The 16,712-nt window shown below is 61.9% G+C and carries 25 protein-coding genes; all 25 read right to left on the reverse strand.

Features of this window, described 5'->3' with window-relative positions:
- Window positions 1–53: 53 nt before the first annotated feature.
- Window positions 54–2,204: a prolyl oligopeptidase family serine peptidase gene (locus HUV48_RS03515; protein ID WP_176266363.1), complete on the reverse strand. Its 2,151-nt coding sequence runs from the start codon at window positions 2,202–2,204 to the stop codon at window positions 54–56.
- A 196-nt stretch (window positions 2,205–2,400) separates the two neighbouring features.
- A complete protein-coding gene (rplQ, locus tag HUV48_RS03520; RefSeq protein WP_176266364.1) occupies window positions 2,401–2,826 on the reverse strand; it encodes a 50S ribosomal protein L17 in 426 nt (141 codons plus the stop codon).
- 149 nt (window positions 2,827–2,975) lie between these two features.
- Complete coding sequence (locus tag HUV48_RS03525) at window positions 2,976–4,031, reverse strand: DNA-directed RNA polymerase subunit alpha (protein WP_176266365.1); 1,056 nt, start codon at window positions 4,029–4,031, stop codon at window positions 2,976–2,978.
- A gap of 135 nt (window positions 4,032–4,166) precedes the next feature.
- Window positions 4,167–4,556, reverse strand: coding sequence for a 30S ribosomal protein S11 (rpsK, locus tag HUV48_RS03530; RefSeq protein ID WP_176266366.1), 390 nt, complete (start codon window positions 4,554–4,556; stop codon window positions 4,167–4,169).
- Window positions 4,557–4,637: 81 nt separating this feature from the next.
- Window positions 4,638–5,006, reverse strand: coding sequence for a 30S ribosomal protein S13 (gene rpsM / locus HUV48_RS03535; RefSeq protein ID WP_176266367.1), 369 nt, complete (start codon window positions 5,004–5,006; stop codon window positions 4,638–4,640).
- A 336-nt stretch (window positions 5,007–5,342) separates the two neighbouring features.
- Window positions 5,343–6,701 carry an NADP-specific glutamate dehydrogenase gene (gdhA, locus tag HUV48_RS03540; RefSeq protein WP_176266368.1) on the reverse strand — a complete coding sequence of 453 codons (1,359 nt, stop codon included), beginning with the start codon at window positions 6,699–6,701 and terminating at the stop codon, window positions 5,343–5,345.
- Between the two features lie 136 nt (window positions 6,702–6,837).
- A complete protein-coding gene (locus HUV48_RS03545) occupies window positions 6,838–7,383 on the reverse strand; it encodes an SRPBCC family protein (protein WP_217906654.1) in 546 nt (181 codons plus the stop codon).
- 78 nt (window positions 7,384–7,461) lie between these two features.
- Complete coding sequence (locus HUV48_RS03550) at window positions 7,462–8,106, reverse strand: adenylate kinase (RefSeq protein ID WP_176266369.1); 645 nt, start codon at window positions 8,104–8,106, stop codon at window positions 7,462–7,464.
- Between the two features lie 45 nt (window positions 8,107–8,151).
- On the reverse strand, window positions 8,152–9,516 hold the full coding sequence (gene secY, locus HUV48_RS03555) for a preprotein translocase subunit SecY (protein ID WP_176266370.1): 1,365 nt from the start codon (window positions 9,514–9,516) through the stop codon (window positions 8,152–8,154).
- A 122-nt stretch (window positions 9,517–9,638) separates the two neighbouring features.
- Window positions 9,639–10,163, reverse strand: a complete 525-nt coding sequence (gene rplO / locus HUV48_RS03560) for a 50S ribosomal protein L15 (RefSeq protein WP_176266692.1) — start codon at window positions 10,161–10,163, stop codon at window positions 9,639–9,641.
- A 148-nt stretch (window positions 10,164–10,311) separates the two neighbouring features.
- Window positions 10,312–10,509 (reverse strand): 50S ribosomal protein L30, encoded by a 198-nt coding sequence (rpmD, locus tag HUV48_RS03565; RefSeq protein WP_176266371.1) that lies wholly within the window; start codon window positions 10,507–10,509, stop codon window positions 10,312–10,314.
- Window positions 10,510–10,514: 5 nt separating this feature from the next.
- Window positions 10,515–11,390 (reverse strand): 30S ribosomal protein S5, encoded by an 876-nt coding sequence (gene rpsE, locus HUV48_RS03570; RefSeq protein ID WP_404799915.1) that lies wholly within the window; start codon window positions 11,388–11,390, stop codon window positions 10,515–10,517.
- Window positions 11,390–11,734 carry a 50S ribosomal protein L18 gene (gene rplR, locus HUV48_RS03575; protein ID WP_176266372.1) on the reverse strand — a complete coding sequence of 115 codons (345 nt, stop codon included), beginning with the start codon at window positions 11,732–11,734 and terminating at the stop codon, window positions 11,390–11,392. The genes rpsE and rplR overlap by 1 nt, the downstream gene beginning before the upstream one ends.
- Before the next feature lies 1 nt (window position 11,735).
- Window positions 11,736–12,269 (reverse strand): 50S ribosomal protein L6, encoded by a 534-nt coding sequence (rplF, locus tag HUV48_RS03580; RefSeq protein WP_176266373.1) that lies wholly within the window; start codon window positions 12,267–12,269, stop codon window positions 11,736–11,738.
- Window positions 12,269–12,664 (reverse strand): 30S ribosomal protein S8, encoded by a 396-nt coding sequence (gene rpsH, locus HUV48_RS03585; RefSeq protein WP_176266374.1) that lies wholly within the window; start codon window positions 12,662–12,664, stop codon window positions 12,269–12,271. Before rpsH ends, rplF begins: the two co-directional genes overlap by 1 nt.
- Window positions 12,665–12,675: 11 nt before the next feature.
- Entirely contained in the window at window positions 12,676–12,981 is a 306-nt protein-coding gene (gene rpsN, locus HUV48_RS03590; protein ID WP_176266375.1) for a 30S ribosomal protein S14, read from the reverse strand.
- A gap of 48 nt (window positions 12,982–13,029) precedes the next feature.
- Window positions 13,030–13,611, reverse strand: a complete 582-nt coding sequence (gene rplE, locus HUV48_RS03595) for a 50S ribosomal protein L5 (RefSeq protein ID WP_176266376.1) — start codon at window positions 13,609–13,611, stop codon at window positions 13,030–13,032.
- Window positions 13,604–13,924, reverse strand: coding sequence for a 50S ribosomal protein L24 (gene rplX / locus HUV48_RS03600; protein ID WP_176266377.1), 321 nt, complete (start codon window positions 13,922–13,924; stop codon window positions 13,604–13,606). Before rplX ends, rplE begins: the two co-directional genes overlap by 8 nt.
- On the reverse strand, window positions 13,924–14,292 hold the full coding sequence (rplN, locus tag HUV48_RS03605) for a 50S ribosomal protein L14 (RefSeq protein ID WP_176266378.1): 369 nt from the start codon (window positions 14,290–14,292) through the stop codon (window positions 13,924–13,926). Before rplN ends, rplX begins: the two co-directional genes overlap by 1 nt.
- Window positions 14,293–14,384: 92 nt before the next feature.
- Complete coding sequence (gene rpsQ / locus HUV48_RS03610) at window positions 14,385–14,675, reverse strand: 30S ribosomal protein S17 (RefSeq protein WP_176266379.1); 291 nt, start codon at window positions 14,673–14,675, stop codon at window positions 14,385–14,387.
- An 11-nt stretch (window positions 14,676–14,686) separates the two neighbouring features.
- Window positions 14,687–14,905: a 50S ribosomal protein L29 gene (rpmC, locus tag HUV48_RS03615; RefSeq protein ID WP_176266694.1), complete on the reverse strand. Its 219-nt coding sequence runs from the start codon at window positions 14,903–14,905 to the stop codon at window positions 14,687–14,689.
- On the reverse strand, window positions 14,905–15,339 hold the full coding sequence (rplP, locus tag HUV48_RS03620; protein WP_176266380.1) for a 50S ribosomal protein L16: 435 nt from the start codon (window positions 15,337–15,339) through the stop codon (window positions 14,905–14,907). Before rplP ends, rpmC begins: the two co-directional genes overlap by 1 nt.
- Window positions 15,340–15,360: 21 nt before the next feature.
- Window positions 15,361–16,056 carry a 30S ribosomal protein S3 gene (rpsC, locus tag HUV48_RS03625; protein ID WP_176266381.1) on the reverse strand — a complete coding sequence of 232 codons (696 nt, stop codon included), beginning with the start codon at window positions 16,054–16,056 and terminating at the stop codon, window positions 15,361–15,363.
- Window position 16,057: 1 nt separating this feature from the next.
- Complete coding sequence (gene rplV / locus HUV48_RS03630; RefSeq protein ID WP_176266382.1) at window positions 16,058–16,435, reverse strand: 50S ribosomal protein L22; 378 nt, start codon at window positions 16,433–16,435, stop codon at window positions 16,058–16,060.
- A complete protein-coding gene (gene rpsS, locus HUV48_RS03635) occupies window positions 16,435–16,710 on the reverse strand; it encodes a 30S ribosomal protein S19 (RefSeq protein ID WP_176266383.1) in 276 nt (91 codons plus the stop codon). Before rpsS ends, rplV begins: the two co-directional genes overlap by 1 nt.
- Between the last annotated feature and the right edge of the window lie 2 nt (window positions 16,711–16,712).

Raw genomic sequence — 16,712 nt, forward strand, 5'->3', positions numbered from 1 at the left:
GCGGAAATCTAGCGTTCAGCTAAGGACTGACTTATCTGAACGCCTGCATTGCGTCAGTTTCCGGAGGTCTTCGGCTCCAAACCGGCATATTCCCCAAGGAACGCGAGGATGTCGGCGGCTTCCTCGATTGCCTTGTCGGTCGGCTTGCCGGACCCATGCCCCGCGCGAGTCTCGATCCGAATGACCTGCGGCTTCTCGCCGAGATCGGCGGCCTGAAGCGCAGCGGTATATTTGAAGCTATGCCCCGGAACCACGCGGTCGTCGGTATCTGCCGTGGTTACGAGAACCGCCGGATAGTCCTTGCCGTCGGCAACATTGTGATAGGGCGAGTAGGAGCGCAGGATCGCGAAATCTTCCTCGCGGTCGGGATAACCGTAATCGTCGACCCAATAGCGCCCGGCAGTGAACCGGTCGAAGCGCAGCATGTCCATCACGCCCACTGCCGCGTTACCCGCAGCGAACAGGTCGGGCCGCTGATTGGTTACTGCGCCCACGAGCAGGCCGCCGTTAGAGCCGCCCTGAATCGCGAGCCCGTCTTCCGGCGTAATGCCTTCGGCGATCAGATACTCACCCGCGGCGATGAAATCGTCGAACACGTTCTGCTTGTTCGCGCGCCGTCCTGCATCGTGCCACGCCTTGCCGTATTCGCCGCCGCCGCGCAGGTTCGCGACCGCGTAAGCGCCGCCCTGCTCGAGCCAAGCGATGCGCGAGGGAGAGAAGCTGGGCGTCAGCGAGATGTTGAAGCCGCCGTAGCCATAGAGCAGCGTCGGCACGGCCTCGCCGCTTTCGGCCACTTCCTTGCTGCGCACTAGGAACATCGGCACGCGCGTGCCGTCTTTCGAATTGTAGAAGCGCTGCTCGACCACGAAGTCGTCGGGGTTGAAGGCAACTTCGGGCGCGGCCCAGGTTTCGCTTTCACCAGTCTCGACATCGTAGCGATAAATCGTCGTCGGCCGGTTGAAGCTGCTGAAATAGTAGAATGTCTCGCCGTCTTGCGGATCGCCGCCGAAGCCGCCCGCGCTGCCGATGCCGGGAAGCGCGACTTCGCGCACCGAATTGCCTGCAAGGTCGAAAATTTCGATCTTGCTCTTCGCATCGACGAGATAGCTTGCAACCAGGTGACCGCCGGTCAGCGACACGCCTTCGAGCGTTTCTTCGCGCTCGGGGATGACCGTTGTCCAGCCAGCGTCCGGCTGCGTGATGTCGATGCTCACGACCTTCTTCAGCGGCGCGCCGTCGTTGGTCACGAAGAAGAAGCGGCTGCCCATGTTAGAGACGTAGGAGTAATTGTTCTCGAAGCCCGGCACGAGGACCATCGGCTCGCTATCCGGACGCTCCAGATCGACCAGCGCGACTTCGTAGCGGTCGTCGGTGCCGCTGGAACTCGTCACGACGAGCCAGCGTCCGTCTTCGCTGACCGTGCCGACGTTGTTGAGCTCGGGCATGTCGGGCCGTGCGAAGATCATCCGGTCCTCGCTCTGGTCGGTGCCGAGCTCATGAAAATAGATCGTGTGGTTCGTATTGAGCGCCTGGAAGGTCTCGCCCTCGCCCGTTGCCGGGAAGCGACTGTAGTAAAAGCCGGAGCCGTCCTTGGCCCAGTCCATCCCGGAGAACTTCACCCATTCGACGGTGTCGTCCATGACCTCGCCCGTGGCGACGTCCATGACCTTGACCGTGCGCCAGTCGCTCCCGCCGTCCTGAATGGCATAGGCAAGCTTGCTGCCGTCATCGGTAATGGCGTAGCCGGCGAGCGCCGTGGCATCGTCGTCCGACCATTCGTTCGGATCGATGAGCATGCGTGGCTCGCCGTCCAGTCCGTCGCGGACATAAAGCACCGACTGGTTCTGCAATCCGTCGTTGCGGCTGTAGAAGTAGCGTCCGCCCTCTTCGGTCGGCAGGCCGAAGCGTTCGTAATCGGTGAGCTCGGTAATGCGCGTCTTCAGCGCATCGCGCAGCGGCAACTGCGAAAGGACCGCGTCGGTGACCTTGTTCTGCTCGGCGACCCAGGCTGCAACCTCCGGATTGACGCGCACGTCATCTTCCAGCCAGCGGTAGGGATCCGCGACTGTCTGCCCGAAAATCTCTTCGCTCGTGCCGTCGGTCGTCGTTTCTGGGTATTCGGGCACTTCGATATCCTGTGCTGCAAGCGGAGCGAGGGGGAGCGTGGCGGCGCTTACCGCGAGCAGAAGATGACGGATGCGCATGGGGGTCTCCGGTTGAAAACTGAACTGGTTACGGATGTAAGGAGATGGCGCTCAATTGCAAATCCGCGTGCGGCTCAATCCCCAGCGCCGCGAGCACGTCGCGGGTGAAGGCGCGCTAAAAGTGAATGCGCAAAAAAGCGGGGCCGCAGGATTGCTCCCACGGCCCCTTTCGGTGATCTCGTTTTTGCAAAAGCGCTTACGCGTCTTCGTATTCGTCCTCGTCCGCGGTCGTGACGGGGCCGCTGTCCATGCCCTTCGCTTCTACGTCACGCTCGACCAGTTCGATGATCGCGAGCGGCGCGCTGTCGCTGGCACGGATACCGGCCTTGATGATGCGCGTATAGCCGCCTTCACGGTCGGAATAGCGATCGGCCAGAACGTCGAACAGCTTCTTGAGCTGCGTTTCGTCGAGCAGGCGCGACTGCGCGAGCCGGCGGTTCGAAAGACCGCCGCGCTTTGCCAGCGTGATCAGCTTTTCGACGTAGGGACGCAGTTCCTTCGCCTTCGGTACGGTGGTCGTAATCTGCTCGTGCTTGATCAGCGCTGCCGCCATGTTGCGGAACATCGCCGTGCGGTGGCCCGACTTGCGGCCCAATTTACGCTGCCTGATTCCGTGACGCATTGTATCTCATCCTTCCTTCGCCGACCCTTCCGGGCGGGAAACCGGTTCCCACTTTCCCTGAAGGGTTCGGCGGTTCGTAAGGGGCCCGTATGAGGTAGCCCAGTGCCGGCGGCGCTTTACGTAATGAAGGCGCGCCGCCAAAACCTGAATCAACCGAGCAGTTCCTGCTCCAGCTTCTTGGCCATTTCCTCGATGTTCTCGGGCGGCCATCCGGGGATGTCCATGCCGAGGCGCAGGCCCATGCTGGAAAGCACTTCCTTGATCTCGTTAAGCGACTTGCGGCCGAAGTTCGGCGTACGCAGCATCTCGGCTTCGGTCTTCTGGACCAGATCGCCGATGTAGATGATGTTGTCGTTCTTGAGGCAGTTGGCGCTGCGGACCGAGAGTTCCAGTTCGTCCACCTTCTTGAGCAGGTAGCGGTTGAGCTGGTTCGCATCGCTTTCTTCCTGCGGTGCGGCCTGGCCGATCATCGCGCTGGACGGCTGCGGAATGCCTTCCTCGAAGTGGACGAACAACGTCAGCTGGTCCTGCAGGATGCGCGCAGCGTAGGCGACTGCATCTTCCGGCGTGACCGTACCGTCGGTCTCGACGCTGAGGCTCAGCTTGTCGTAGTCGAGTTCCTGTCCGACACGGGCGTTTTCGACCTTGTAGCTGACCTGGCGGATCGGCGAATAGAGGCTGTCGACTGGGATCAGGCCGATCGGCGCGTCGGCCGGACGGTTCTGGACCGCCGGTACGTAGCCCTTGCCCACATCTGCGGTCAGTTCCATGTTCAGCGTCGCGCCTTCGTCGAGATGGCAAAGGACGAGGTCCTTGTTCATCACTTCGATGTCGCCGCTGACGGCGATGTCGCCGGCCTTGACTTCGCCCGGTCCGGTCGCGGAAAGCTGCAGGCGCTTGGCGCCCTCGCCTTCCATCTTGAGCGCGATCTGCTTCACGTTCAGAACGATGTCGGTCACGTCTTCGCGCACACCGGCGAGTGACGAGAATTCGTGGAGCACGTTCTCGATCTTGATCGCGGTGATCGCGGCGCCCTGAAGCGAGGAAAGAAGCACGCGGCGCAGCGCATTGCCGAGCGTCAGGCCAAAGCCCCGCTCGAGCGGTTCGGCCACGAAGGTGGCCTTGCGGCTCTTGTCGCCGCCTTCCTTGATATCAAGGGTGTTGGGTTTCTTGAGTTCCTGCCAGTTCTTGTTGTTGACGGACATGGATTTCCCCTAATTCGCTAGACTTAGCGTGTTCATATTCGGGCGGGACCGGTGCGCTTGGTGGCTGCTGCGCGTCCGGCCAACGGGTAGGTGCCCGCCGCGCTCCCGACCGGAAGCGCGCCGGGCGAAGGCGGCTCAGACGCGGCGGCGCTTCGACGGGCGCACACCATTATGCGGGATCGGCGTGACGTCGCGGATGGAGGTAATGTTGAAGCCCAGCGATGCAAGACCGCGCAGCGCGCTTTCGCGGCCCGAGCCCGGACCCTTCACTTCGACTTCGAGCGTGCGCACGCCGTGTTCGGCGGCCTTCTTGCCCGCATCGTCCGCTGCGACCTGTGCCGCATAGGGTGTCGATTTTCGGCTTCCCTTGAAGCCCATCATGCCGGCGCTGGACCAGCTGATCGCATTGCCCTGCGCATCGGTGATGGTGATCATGGTGTTGTTGAAGCTGGCGTTGATATGCGCGACACCGCTGGAAATATTCTTCCTCTCGCGGCGTTTTACGCGTCCTGGTTCGCGTGCCATTGTTTTAATTCCTGTATCTGATGAGAAGTGAGAGCAATCGCTTGAAAGAACGAGCCCGCGAAGGCCCGGCCGTAAATGCGATTACTTCTTCTTGCCTGCGATCGGCTTCGCCTTACCCTTGCGGGTGCGAGCATTGGTGTGGGTGCGCTGGCCGCGAACGGGCAGCCCGTTACGGTGGCGAAGCCCGCGATAGGAACGCAGGTCCATCAGGCGCTTGATATTCATCGCTGTATTCCGCCGCAGATCGCCCTCGACCGAATAATCTTCGTCGATGGTTTCGCGGATCTGCAGGATTTCCGCATCGGACAGGTCCTGCACACGGGCAGTGTGATCGATCCCGAGCTTGTCGGCGATCTTCACAGCCGTCGTGCGGCCGATACCGTGAATATAGGTGAGCGCGATGATAACGCGCTTGTTGGTGGGGATGTTTACCCCGGCAATACGAGCCACTTAATACTTCTCCAAGCTCCACAGGGACTTACGGCGCTTCTGCATAAATAATCGAGAAATATCCCGAAACCGGCAGGGCGCGCAGCCCTATCTCATAGCGACAACATCCGAACGAGGCCCGCTTTCGCCGAAACGGCAAAAAGCCCGGATGACGCGCGCAAGAGGCTGCCGTCTGCCGGACTTGATCGAACCTGTCGAATGGAAGGGCGCTTACGGTGATTCGCCGCCAAGGTCAACAGCCTTGCCGGAAGCGCCGTCTTGCTACGAACACGCTGATCTTACCGCGCCGTGCCCCGCGGTCAAGCCGCGCGCCGTTAACCTCTTGCCGAGCGGTGCTCACACCACGCCGAACGCCAGCATCGCCTCGGCCACCTTGCGGAAGCCGGCGACATTCGCACCCTTCACGTAATCGATCGCACCGCCGTCCTTCGCGTCGGGCGCATTTTCGACGCAGCGCGCGTGAATATCCGTCATGATCGAGCAGAGCATGTCCTGAAGCTCTTCCCGCTCCCACGAGCGGCGCTCCGCGTTCTGGCTCATCTCGAGGCCCGATACGGCTACCCCGCCCGCATTGGCGGCCTTGCCCGGCGCATACATGATGCCCGATTCCCGCAGGCGCTTCGCCGCATCCTGCGTCGCCGGCATGTTCGCGCCCTCGCACACCGCGATTACGTCGTTGTCGAGCAGTGCCTTCGCAGCGTCGTCGTCCAGTTCGTTCTGCGTCGCGCAGGGCATGGCGATGTCGCAGTCGACGTTCCACGGCGCTTCCCCATCGTGGTAACTTGCCGAGGAAAACTCGTCCGGATAGGCCCTCATCCGGCCGCCGTTTTCGGTATGCTGGCGCACCCAGGCGATCTTCTCCGCGTCGATCCCGTCGGGATCGTGGACGAAGCCGTCGGAATCGGAGAGGGTCAGCACCTTGCCGCCCAGTTCGGCGAATTTCTCCGCCGCGTGTGTAGCCACATTGCCTGCGCCTGAAATAACCGCCGTCTTGCCGTCGATATCGTCGTCACGCTCGCGCAGCATCTCGCGCAGGAAATAGACCGCGCCCCAGCCCGTCGCTTCGGGCCGGATCATGGAGCCGCCGTATGCCAGCCCCTTGCCAGTCACCACGCCCTCGAACTCGTTGGTGATGCGTTTGTACTGCCCGAACAGATAGCCGATCTCGCGACTGCCGACGCCGATGTCGCCTGCCGGAACGTCGACGTTGGGGCCGATATGACGGTAGAGCTCGGTCATGAAGCTTTGGCAGAAACGCATGATCTCGCGGTCGGAGCGCCCCTTCGGATTGAAGTTCGATCCGCCCTTCCCGCCGCCCATCGGCAGGCCGGTGAGCGCGTTCTTGAAGGTCTGCTCGAAGGCGAGAAACTTGAGCACGCTTTCGTTAACCGAAGGGTGGAAGCGCAGCCCGCCCTTGTAGGGACCGATCGCGTTGTTGTTCTGCACGCGCCATCCGCGCTCGATCTGGATGTCGCCATTGTCGTCTTCCCATGATACCCGGAACGAGATGATCCGGTCGGGCTCGGACATGCGGAGCAACACCTGATGATCGGTATATTCGTCCTTGCCTTGAATGTAGTCGAACACGTCGCTCGCGACCTCGCAGACCGCCTGCACGAACTCGTCCTGATGCGGATTGCGCGTGCGAACGCCCTCCATGAATGCGGACAAGTCGGTGCAGTCTGAATGGGCCATCGGAAAATCCTGCTAGGGGGAACGCGTTCGGCGGATGCGCCGCGCGTGAGAAAGGTTTCACTTCCTCAATGCACGAAGTCCGGCGAGGTTCTACGCAGCTGCGGATTTCTAAACTCGGCCAGAGTCCAGGCTTTCGCTACGTGGCGCCGCCGCTTTCGAGATAGGCCTTGAGACCGGCAAGCTGCTGCGACAGGACACCGTCCACCGCCAGTGCAATCACCGGAATTTCGAAGCGCATCGGACCGCCGACCACATATTCGAAGACGACTTTCGTGCCGCCCTCGTCCGGTTGCATGGTGATGGTGAGAACACCTTCGGCCGGTTCACTTTGAAGCGGACCGAGGCCGCCGCGCATCCGCAGCACCTTGTGCGGGTTCGCCTGCATGACTTCCATATGTTTGGCGCTGCCTGAGGGCTGTACCGTGTCCGCATCTTCCGTGCCCGGAATGGTCTCGCAGAAGCACCCGCCGCCCTGCGGGATCAGCGTCATATTGGCCGCATCGCCCGACCAAGTATGATCGTCGCTCCACCACTTCCCCGGACTGATCAGTGCGAGCCAGACCTGCGCGGGCGTCGCCGCGATGACCTGCGTATTCCTCGTTGTGAAGCCGTTCGCGTCCTTGGCAATGACTTCGGCAGCAGCAGGAGGCGATGCCGACAGCGTTGCTGAAAGAATACTCAAAATAAGTCCCGCCCGGATATCCGCCTCCCCACGTACCGAGTGGGAAGACTAGCGCGCAGCGACCGAAGCGCAACGCGCTTAACGCAGGACCTCTTCAAGAGCGTCAGTAACCTCGTCGATCGCGGCCATGCCGTCGATCCGGGTGACGATACCGCGCTCTTCGTAGCCCGGCAGGATAGGCGCGGTCTTGGCGCGGTATTCCTGCATCCGCTTGCGCACGGTTTCCTCGTTGTCATCGGGCCGCCGTTTGAACTTGGTCGAGCCGCACTTATCGCAGACGCCCTCGACGCGCGGCAGCTTGTACCGGTCGTGATAGCCTGCGCCGCAGTTCGCGCATGTAAAGCGCCCGGTGATCCGGTCGACCAAGGCGTCCTCGTTGACTTCGAGTTCGATTACATGGTCGAGCGAGCGGTTGTGCTTAGCCAAGATGTCGTCGAGCGCTTCGGCCTGCGCTTTCGTGCGCGGGTAGCCGTCGAAGATCGCGCCGACCGAATCGTTCATGGACGCAAGCTCATCGTCAATCAGGCGCGAGACGATCTCGTCGGAGACGAGACCGCCGCTTTCCATGATCGCTTTCGCTTCCTTGCCGACCGCCGTTTCGGCTTTCACCGCGGCACGCAGCATGTCGCCAGTCGACAATTGCCGCATCCCGTGGTGCTCAACCAGACGCTGGGACTGCGTTCCCTTACCCGCGCCGGGAGGGCCAAGCAGTATGATATCCAAGACGAGTGCTCCCCCTGATTCTCTAACGCGCGGCTCTGGTGTGCCCTAGCGTTTACGGCCTTTCAACTTCGCCTTCTTGATAAGGTCGCCGTATTGGTGTGCCAGAAGGTGGGACTGGACCTGGCTGATCGTGTCGACGGTGACGTTGACGACGATGAGCAGGCTCGTTCCGCCGAGGAACAACGGAATGCCCGTCTGCCGGATCACATATTCGGGAATGACGCAGACGAGCGTCAGATAGATCGCCCCGATGACCGTGATACGGGTGAGGACGTAATCGAGATATTCCTCGGTCCGCTTGCCCGGACGGATGCCGGGAATGAAGCCGCCATTCTTCTTCAGGTTCTCCGCTGTTTCTTCCGGATTGAAGACGACCGCGGTGTAGAAGAAGGTGAAGAAGATGATGCCCGCCGCATACAGCGCGAGGTACAGCGGCTGTCCCGGCGACAGATAGAAGTTGAGCTGCTGGATAATGCTGCCGCCGGGGCCTCCGGCGGTCACCGAATTGCCCGCAAACTGGCTGATCGTCAGCGGCAGAAGCAGCAGCGAACTGGCGAAGATCGGCGGGATGACGCCCGCGGTATTGAGCTTCAGCGGCAGGTGGCTGCGGTCCGCCTGCATCATGCCGCGCTGCGTCGCGCGTTTGGGATATTGGATCAGCAGTCGCCGCTGCGCCCGCTCCATGAAGCAGATGACAAGGATCAGCGCCACGATCATCAGCGAGAACGCGACGATCAGGCCCGGTGCGATCGCTCCGGTCCGGCCGCCCTCGAAGAAGTTGGCGACGAAGCTCGGAAACTGCGCGACGATGCCGGCCATGATGATGAGCGAGACGCCGTTACCGATACCGCGGCTCGTGATCTGCTCGCCCAGCCACAGCAGGAACATCGTTCCGCCGACGAGGCTGATGACAGCGCCCACGCGGAACAGCGGTCCGGGCTGCACGACAGCTTGCAGACCGCTCTGCGCGCCGAAGCTCTCGAGGCCCGAAGCGAGGAACCAGCCCTGGATCGCGCACAGGAACACGGTCCCGTAACGTGTGTACTGGTTGAGCTTTTGCCGTCCCGACGTGCCCTCTTTCTTGAGCGCCGCGAGCGTCGGGTGAAGCGATGCGGCAAGCTGCACTACGATGGACGCGGTGATGTAGGGCATGACGCCGAGCGCGATGAGGCTCATCCGCTCCAGGCTGCCACCCGAGAAAGTGTTGAACAGATCGAGGATACCACCCCGCGCCTGATCGTACAGCGTCTCGAGAATCAGCGGGTTGACGCCCGGCAGCGGTACGAAGCTGAGGAAACGGAAAACGATCAGCGCGCCGATCGTGAACCAGATGCGCCGCTTGAGTTCCGTCGCCTTCGAGAAGTTCGACAGGCTGAGGTTGCTGGCGATGTTATCGGTACGTGATGCCATGGTGTAGACCGGTGATCCTAGCTTGCGGTAGCCGCCGCCCCTTTACGTCCGGCAGCACCATCGGACGGATACATAGGTAGCGGGGGCACGCTTGTCGAACCCCCGCCAGTATCTCGGTCCGTTTATGCCGATTTTTTCTCGGTTTTCTTCTCGCGGGGCGATTTGGAAGGCTTGGACGAAGGTTCCTTGACTTCGACCACTTCCACGCTGCCGCCGACCTTCTCGACCGCTTCGATCGCACCCTTGGACGCGCCGGCCACGATGAACTTCGCCTTCGCGGTAAGTTCGCCCTTGCCGAGCAGGCGCACACCGTCCTTGCCGCCGCGTGCAAGGCCAGCGGCCTTCAGTGCAGCGTGGTCGATGTCCTTGCCGGCATCGAGCTTCTTCGCGTCGATGAACTTCTGAACCATGCCGAGGTTCACTTCGGCGTAATCCTTGCCGAAGGGGTTGTTGAAGCCGCGCTTCGGCAGGCGCATGTGAAGCGGCATCTGACCGCCTTCGAAACCCTTGATGGCGACGCCCGATCGGCTCTTCTGGCCCTTCTGGCCGCGTCCGCCGGTCTTGCCCTTGCCCGAGCCGATGCCACGTCCGACGCGCATCCGGTTGGTGCGGGCACCTTCGTTGTCTTTGAGTTCGTTGAGCTTAATCGTCATTTCAATGCACTCGCTTTGGTTCGCCCCGCTCATTCGGCAAGGGCTTTTGTTGCTATGCCCAGAGATACGCGCGCGGAGCATCCCGGATTGCCGGCCTTCGCCGGTAATGGCGCGGGAGGGCCAACCCCTCCCCGCCGCGTGTTTACTCGACCACTTCCACCATGTGCGGCAGCTTGGCGATCGCGCCGCGAACTTCGGGAGTGTCCTGCACTTCCACTTCGCGGTGCATCTTGCCGAGGCCGAGACCCGTGAGGATCTTCTTCTGGCTTTCCGGACGGCGGATGGGCGAGCCCACCTGCCGGATCCGGATGGTCTTACTGTCGTTTTTCTTGCCAGCCATCTGTCTTACTCCGTGACCGCTGCGGCGTCAGCTTGCGCTTCTGCCTCGCTGGCTCCGCCCCGGCCGAGCAGGTCGGCAACCTTCTTGCCGCGGCGCTGCGCAACCGACTTCGGCGAAGTCTGGTCCGTCAGCGCCTCGAAGGTGGCGCGGATCATGTTATAGGGATTGGACGAACCGACCGACTTGGTCACCACGTCGGCAACGCCGAGGCTTTCGAACACTGCGCGCATCGGACCGCCGGCGATGATGCCGGTACCCGGAGGCGCGGTACGGATCGTGACCTTGCCGGCACCGAAACGGCCCTTGCCGTCATGGTGCAGCGTGCGGCCTTCCTTGAGCGCCACGCGGACCATCTTCTTCTTCGCCGAAGCGGTCGCCTTGGTGATCGCCTCAGGCACTTCGCGGGCCTTGCCGTGGCCGAAGCCGACGCGGCCCTGGCCGTCACCGACGACTACGAGCGCAGCAAAACCAAAGCGCTTACCGCCCTTCACCGTCTTGGAGACGCGGTTGATGTGTACGAGCTTCTCGACGAGACCGTCATCTTCCTCTTCGCGTCCGCCGCGCCGGTTGTCGCGGCCGCCACGACCACGGCCTCGGCCGCCATCGCGCCCGCCGCCATCACGTCCGCCGCGATTGCCGCGACCGCGCGGCTGCGAGGGATCGCCGCCGGCTGCCGACTGGTTGTCAGCCGCTTCGGTCGAAGCCGTCGTCGGCGTCGGGGTCGAGCCTTCGTTGTCGATCTTCGGCTGATCCTTCACCGCGTGCTCCGTTTCGGCGGAAGCGGGGTGATCGATCTCGACGCCTGCATCGGCTTTCGCCTTTGCAACTTCGGGCGTATCCTTGATCTGGTTTTCTTCGTTGTTGTTTTCGTCAGCCATAATCAGAACTCCAGCCCGCCTTCACGGGCGGCATCGGCCAGCGCCTTCACGCGGCCATGGAACAGGAACCCGCCGCGGTCGAACACGACCGACGTGACGCCCGCCTTCTTCGCGGCAGCTGCGATGTCGCTGCCGACCTGCTTGGCCGCATCGACATTCGCGCCGGAGGATTTGGCGCCGAGCGTGGAAGCTGCCGCAACCGTGCGGCCTTCCTTGTCGTCGATGACCTGCGCGTAGATGTGCTGGCCGGTGCGGTGCACGGACAGGCGCGGCTTATCGCCCGAGCGCTTGCGGAGCGCGGTACGGACCCGGCGGCGGCGGCGTTCGAATAGGGAAAGTTTGGCCATCTTACTTCTTCTTCCCTTCCTTGCGGAAGATGTACTCGCCGCGGTACTTGATGCCCTTGCCCTTGTACGGCTCCGGCTTCCTCCAGCGGCGGACCTCTGCGGCAAACTGGCCAACGGCCTGCTTGTCGCTGCCCGAAATCTCGATCGTGGTCTGGTCGGGAGTCTTCACTTCCAGACCTTCCGGCACGTCGAGATCGACATCGTGGCTGTAGCCGAGCTGCAGCTTGAGCTTCTTGCCCTGCGCCTGCGCACGGTAGCCGACGCCGGTGATTTCGAGCACCTTGGTGAAGCCCTCGGTGACGCCTTCGACGAGGTTCGATACCAGCGTGCGCTGCATGCCCCAGTAGGAGCGCGCCTTCTGCGTATCGTTCGCCGGGTTGACCTGGATCTCGCCGTCTTCGATCTTGTAGTCGATGAGGTCGCTCAGACCCATGCTGAGCGTGCCCTTCGGACCCTTTACCGAAAGCGTCTTGCCTTCGATATTCGCCGTAACCCCGCTCGGGATCGCGACCGGTTTCTTGCCGATGCGGCTCATCAGAATACCTCCGCCAGCACTTCGCCGCCGACGTTCTGATTGCGCGCTTCGTTGTCCGAAAGCACGCCAGCAGGCGTCGAGACGATGGTGATGCCGAGGCCGCCCCGCACGCTCGGCAGTTCCTGCGAACCCGAGTAGACACGGCGACCAGGCTTGGAAACGCGGGCGACATACTTGATCGCCGGTTCGCCTTCGAAATATTTCAGTTCGATCCGCAGCGCCTTGTGCTTGCCGCTCTCGTCTTCGCTGTAGCCACGGATGTAGCCTTCGCGCTGAAGCACTTCGAGGACGTTCGCACGCAGCTTGGAAGCGGGCGAAAGGACACTGTCCTTCTTCGCCTGCTGGCCGTTGCGGATACGGGTGAGCATATCACCCAGGGGATCGGTCATAGCCATTCGTCAGATCCTCACCAGCTCGACTTCGTAACACCCGGAATCAGGCCCTTGTTGGCCAGATTGCGGAGCTCGATACGGTTCAGTCCGAACTTGCGGTAATAGCCGCGCGGGCGGCCGGTGGTGGAGCAGCGGTTGCGAATGCGAGTCGGGTTCGCATTGCGCGGGATTTCCGCCATCTTGAGACGCGCGATCAGACGCTCGCTCTCGTCGAGCGAGGTGTCGTCAGCGACAGCCTTGAGCTTCGCATACTTCGCCGCATATTTCTTGGCGAGCTTCTTGCGCCGCTCGTTCTTGTTGATGGAACTCAGTTTCGCCATTGGACTTAAGCTCTCTTCCTTCGTGTCTTGTTTGCTAGGAGCACTGCCTTACGCAGCCTCCTTCTCCGTCGACGCTTCGGGCGTCGGGAACGGGAAACCGAACAGGCGCAGCAGTTCGCGGCCTTCCTCGTCGGTGTTCGCCGTAGTGGTTACGATGATATCCATGCCCCGGACCGTCTCGATCTTGTCGTAGCTGATCTCGGGAAAGATAATCTGTTCCTTGAGGCCCATCGCGTAATTGCCGGCACCGTCGAACGAGCGCGGGTTGAGCCCGCGAAAGTCGCGAATACGCGGCATGGCGATGGTCACGAGCCGGTCGAGGAATTCGTACATGCGGTCGCGGCGCAGGGTAACCTTCGCACCGATAGGCATGCCTTCGCGCAGCTTGAACTGTGCGATCGACTTCTTCGCCTTCGTAATGACCGGCTTCTGGCCGGCGATCAGCGCCATTTCCTCGGCAGCTGTCTGGACCTTTTTCTTGTCCTGGCTCGCTTCACCGACACCCATGTTGAGCGTGATCTTCTCGATCCGCGGGACGGCGAGACGGTTTTCGTAGCCGAACTTCTCGGTCATCGCCTTGACGACTTCCTCATCGTAGCGCTGCTTCATGCGGGGCGTATAATCAGCCATCGATGGTCTCCCCGGACTTTACGGCGACGCGGACCTTCTTGCCGTCCTTCTCCTCGAAGCGGACGCGGGTCGGCTTGCCGTCCTTCGGATCGGCGATCGCCACTTTGGACAAATGCATGGGCGCTTCGAACCGGTCGATGCCGCCCTGCGGGTTCTGCTGGCTCGGCTTGCGGTGACGGGCAGCGATGTTCACGCCTTCCACGACGACCTTGCCGTCTTTCGGCATGACCTTCTGGACGGTGCCGGTGCGGCCCTTGTCCTTGCCCGAAAGCACGACGACGCTGTCGCCCTTCTTGATCTTAGCGGAAGCCATCACAGCACCTCCGGCGCGAGCGAGATGATCTTCATGAAACCGCGACTGCGCAGTTCGCGCACGACCGGGCCAAAGATACGCGTGCCGATCGGTTCTTCGGTCTTGTTGACGAGAACCGCGGCATTGCTGTCGAAGCGGATCACGCTGCCATCGGCGCGGCGCACGTCCTTCTTGGTGCGCACGATCACCGCACGGTGAACGTCACCCTTCTTCACCTTGGCGCGCGGCTGGGCTTCCTTGACCGATACCACGATCACGTCGCCCACGCTGGCGGTACGACGCTTCGAGCCGCCCAGCACCTTGATGCACTGGACCCGTTTCGCGCCGCTGTTGTCAGCGACATCCAGGTTTGATTGCATCTGAATCATCGATGCGTTTCCTTCCTATTCGGCTTGCCGGGACCGTTTGGCTGCTGCCCTGCCCGGTAGTTCCACACAAAAGCTTCCTTACGAAGCGAAGCTCAGTTCGAAGCGGCTTCCACGTCGAGGTCGGCTTCCACCGCCTGCGTGCCGCCGGACTTGACCTGGTCGAGGACCTTCCAGGTCTTGGTCTTCGAGATCGGCTTCGTCTCCTCAATCCGGACGATGTCGCCCAGACCGTATTCGTTCTTCTCGTCGTGCGCGTGATACTTCTTCGAACGGCGGATGATCTTCCCGTAGAGCGGGTGCTTCACCTTGCGTTCGACCAGCACGGTCACGGTCTTGTCGGTCTTGTCGGAGGTGACGGTCCCGATCAGAATGCGTTTCGGCATCGTAATACTCCTTAAGCGCCGGCTTTTTCGGAAGCGGCGGCTTTCGCGCGCTCGTTCTGAAGCGTCTTGATCTGCGCGATCTCGCGGCGGACCTGCTTGATACGCGCGGGCGCTTCGAGCTGGTTGGTCGCGGACTGGAAACGCAGGTTGAACTGCTCCTTTTTCAGCGCGGTCAGCTGTTCGCCAAGCTGATCGTCAGACTTGGTGCGAAGGTCTTCGATTTTGGCCATCATTCGCCTCCCAGGTGGCTGGTGTCGCCGAAGCGGGCGACGACTTTCGTCTTCACCGGCAGCTTCATGGCAGCGCGTTCGAAAGCTTCGGCAGCGATCTGGCCCGAAACACCGTCGAGTTCGAACAGGATGCGGCCCGGCTTGACCCGTGCAGCCCAGTATTCGATCGAACCCTTGCCCTTACCCTGACGGACTTCGGCAGGCTTCTTCGATACCGGCACGTCCGGGAACACGCGGATCCAGAGACGTCCCTGACGCTTCATGTGACGCGTGATCGCACGGCGAGCGGCTTCGATCTGGCGAGCGGTAATCCGCTCGGGTTCGAGCGCCTTGAGACCATAGGAGCCGAAATTCAGGGTCGTCCCGCCCTTGGCTTCGCCCTTGATCCGGCCCTTGAAGGCCTTGCGATACTTGGTTTTCTTCGGTTGCAGCATGGTTTTCTACTCTGCTCCCGCTCAGCGTGCCGGGCGGACGCCGGAAGTCTGTGCTTCCATCATCAGCCGGTCCTGGGCGGTGGGATCGTGCGCCAGGATCTCGCCTTTGAAGATCCAGCACTTGATGCCGATGATACCGTAGGCGGTCAGCGCCTCGGCTTCGGCGTAATCGACGTTCGCGCGCAGCGTGTGGAGCGGAACGCGGCCTTCGCGGTACCATTCGACGCGGGCGATTTCAGCCCCTCCGAGACGGCCGCCGCAAACGATCTTGATGCCTTCCGCACCAAGGCGCAGCGCGCTTTGCACCGCCCGCTTCATCGCGCGGCGGAAAGCCACGCGGCGAATGAGCTGGTCCGCGATACCCTGAGCGACGAGCTTGGCGTCGATTTCCGGCTTGCGGATCTCGACGATGTTCAGCTTCACTTCGCTTGCGGTCATCGAGGCGAGCTTGGTGCGCAGCTTTTCGATGTCCGCGCCCTTCTTGCCGATGATGACGCCGGGACGCGCAGCGAAGATCGAGATGCGGCAAAGCTTTGCCGGACGCTCGATCACCACCTTCGAAATCGCGGCCTGCGGCAGTGTATCGATGATGTGCTTGCGGATCTCGATATCTTCCTTGAGCAGCTGTGCGTAGTCGCGCCCTTCGGCGTACCACCGGCTGTCCCAGGTGCGGTTGATCTGCAGACGCAGGCCGATCGGATTGCTCTTCTGACCCATCTTACGCCTCTTCCTCTTCGCGAACCACGATGCGCAGCCGGCTGAACGGCTTGAGAATACGGGTGCTCTTGCCCCGTCCGCGCGTGTGGAAACGCTTCATGGTGATTGCCTTCCCGACGCTCGCTTCGGCCACGACCAGCGCGTCCACGTCGAGATTGTGGTTGTTTTCCGCATTGGCGATCGCGGAAGCGAGCACCTTGTGCGCGTCACGCGCCATCGCACGCTTTGAGAAGGTCAGGATGTTAAGCGCTTCCTCGGCCTTCTTGCCGCGGATGAGCTCTGCCACCAGATTGAGCTTCTGCGCGCTGCCGCGAATCGTCGTGCCGACGGCCAGCGCCTCGTTGTCGCCGACGCGGCGGGGAGATTTAGCCTTGCCCATCAGCGCTTGCCCTTCTTGTCGGAGGCATGGCCGGGGAATGTGCGCGTAGGCGCGAATTCGCCGAGCTTGTGCCCGACCATGTCCTCGTTGACGGACACGGGAATGAATTTGTGACCATTGTAGACGTTGAACGTCAGTCCGACGAATTGCGGCAGAATAGTGCTGCGGCGCGACCAAGTCTTGATCGGCGCACGGCCACCCGAATCCTGCGCATCTTCGGCCTTCTTGAGAAGGCTGAGTTCGACGAACGGACCTTTCCAGACGGAACGAGCCATGT

It is taken from the genome of Qipengyuania atrilutea (genome assembly GCF_013370205.1).
Classification (GTDB): Bacteria; Pseudomonadota; Alphaproteobacteria; order Sphingomonadales; family Sphingomonadaceae; genus Actirhodobacter; species Actirhodobacter atriluteus.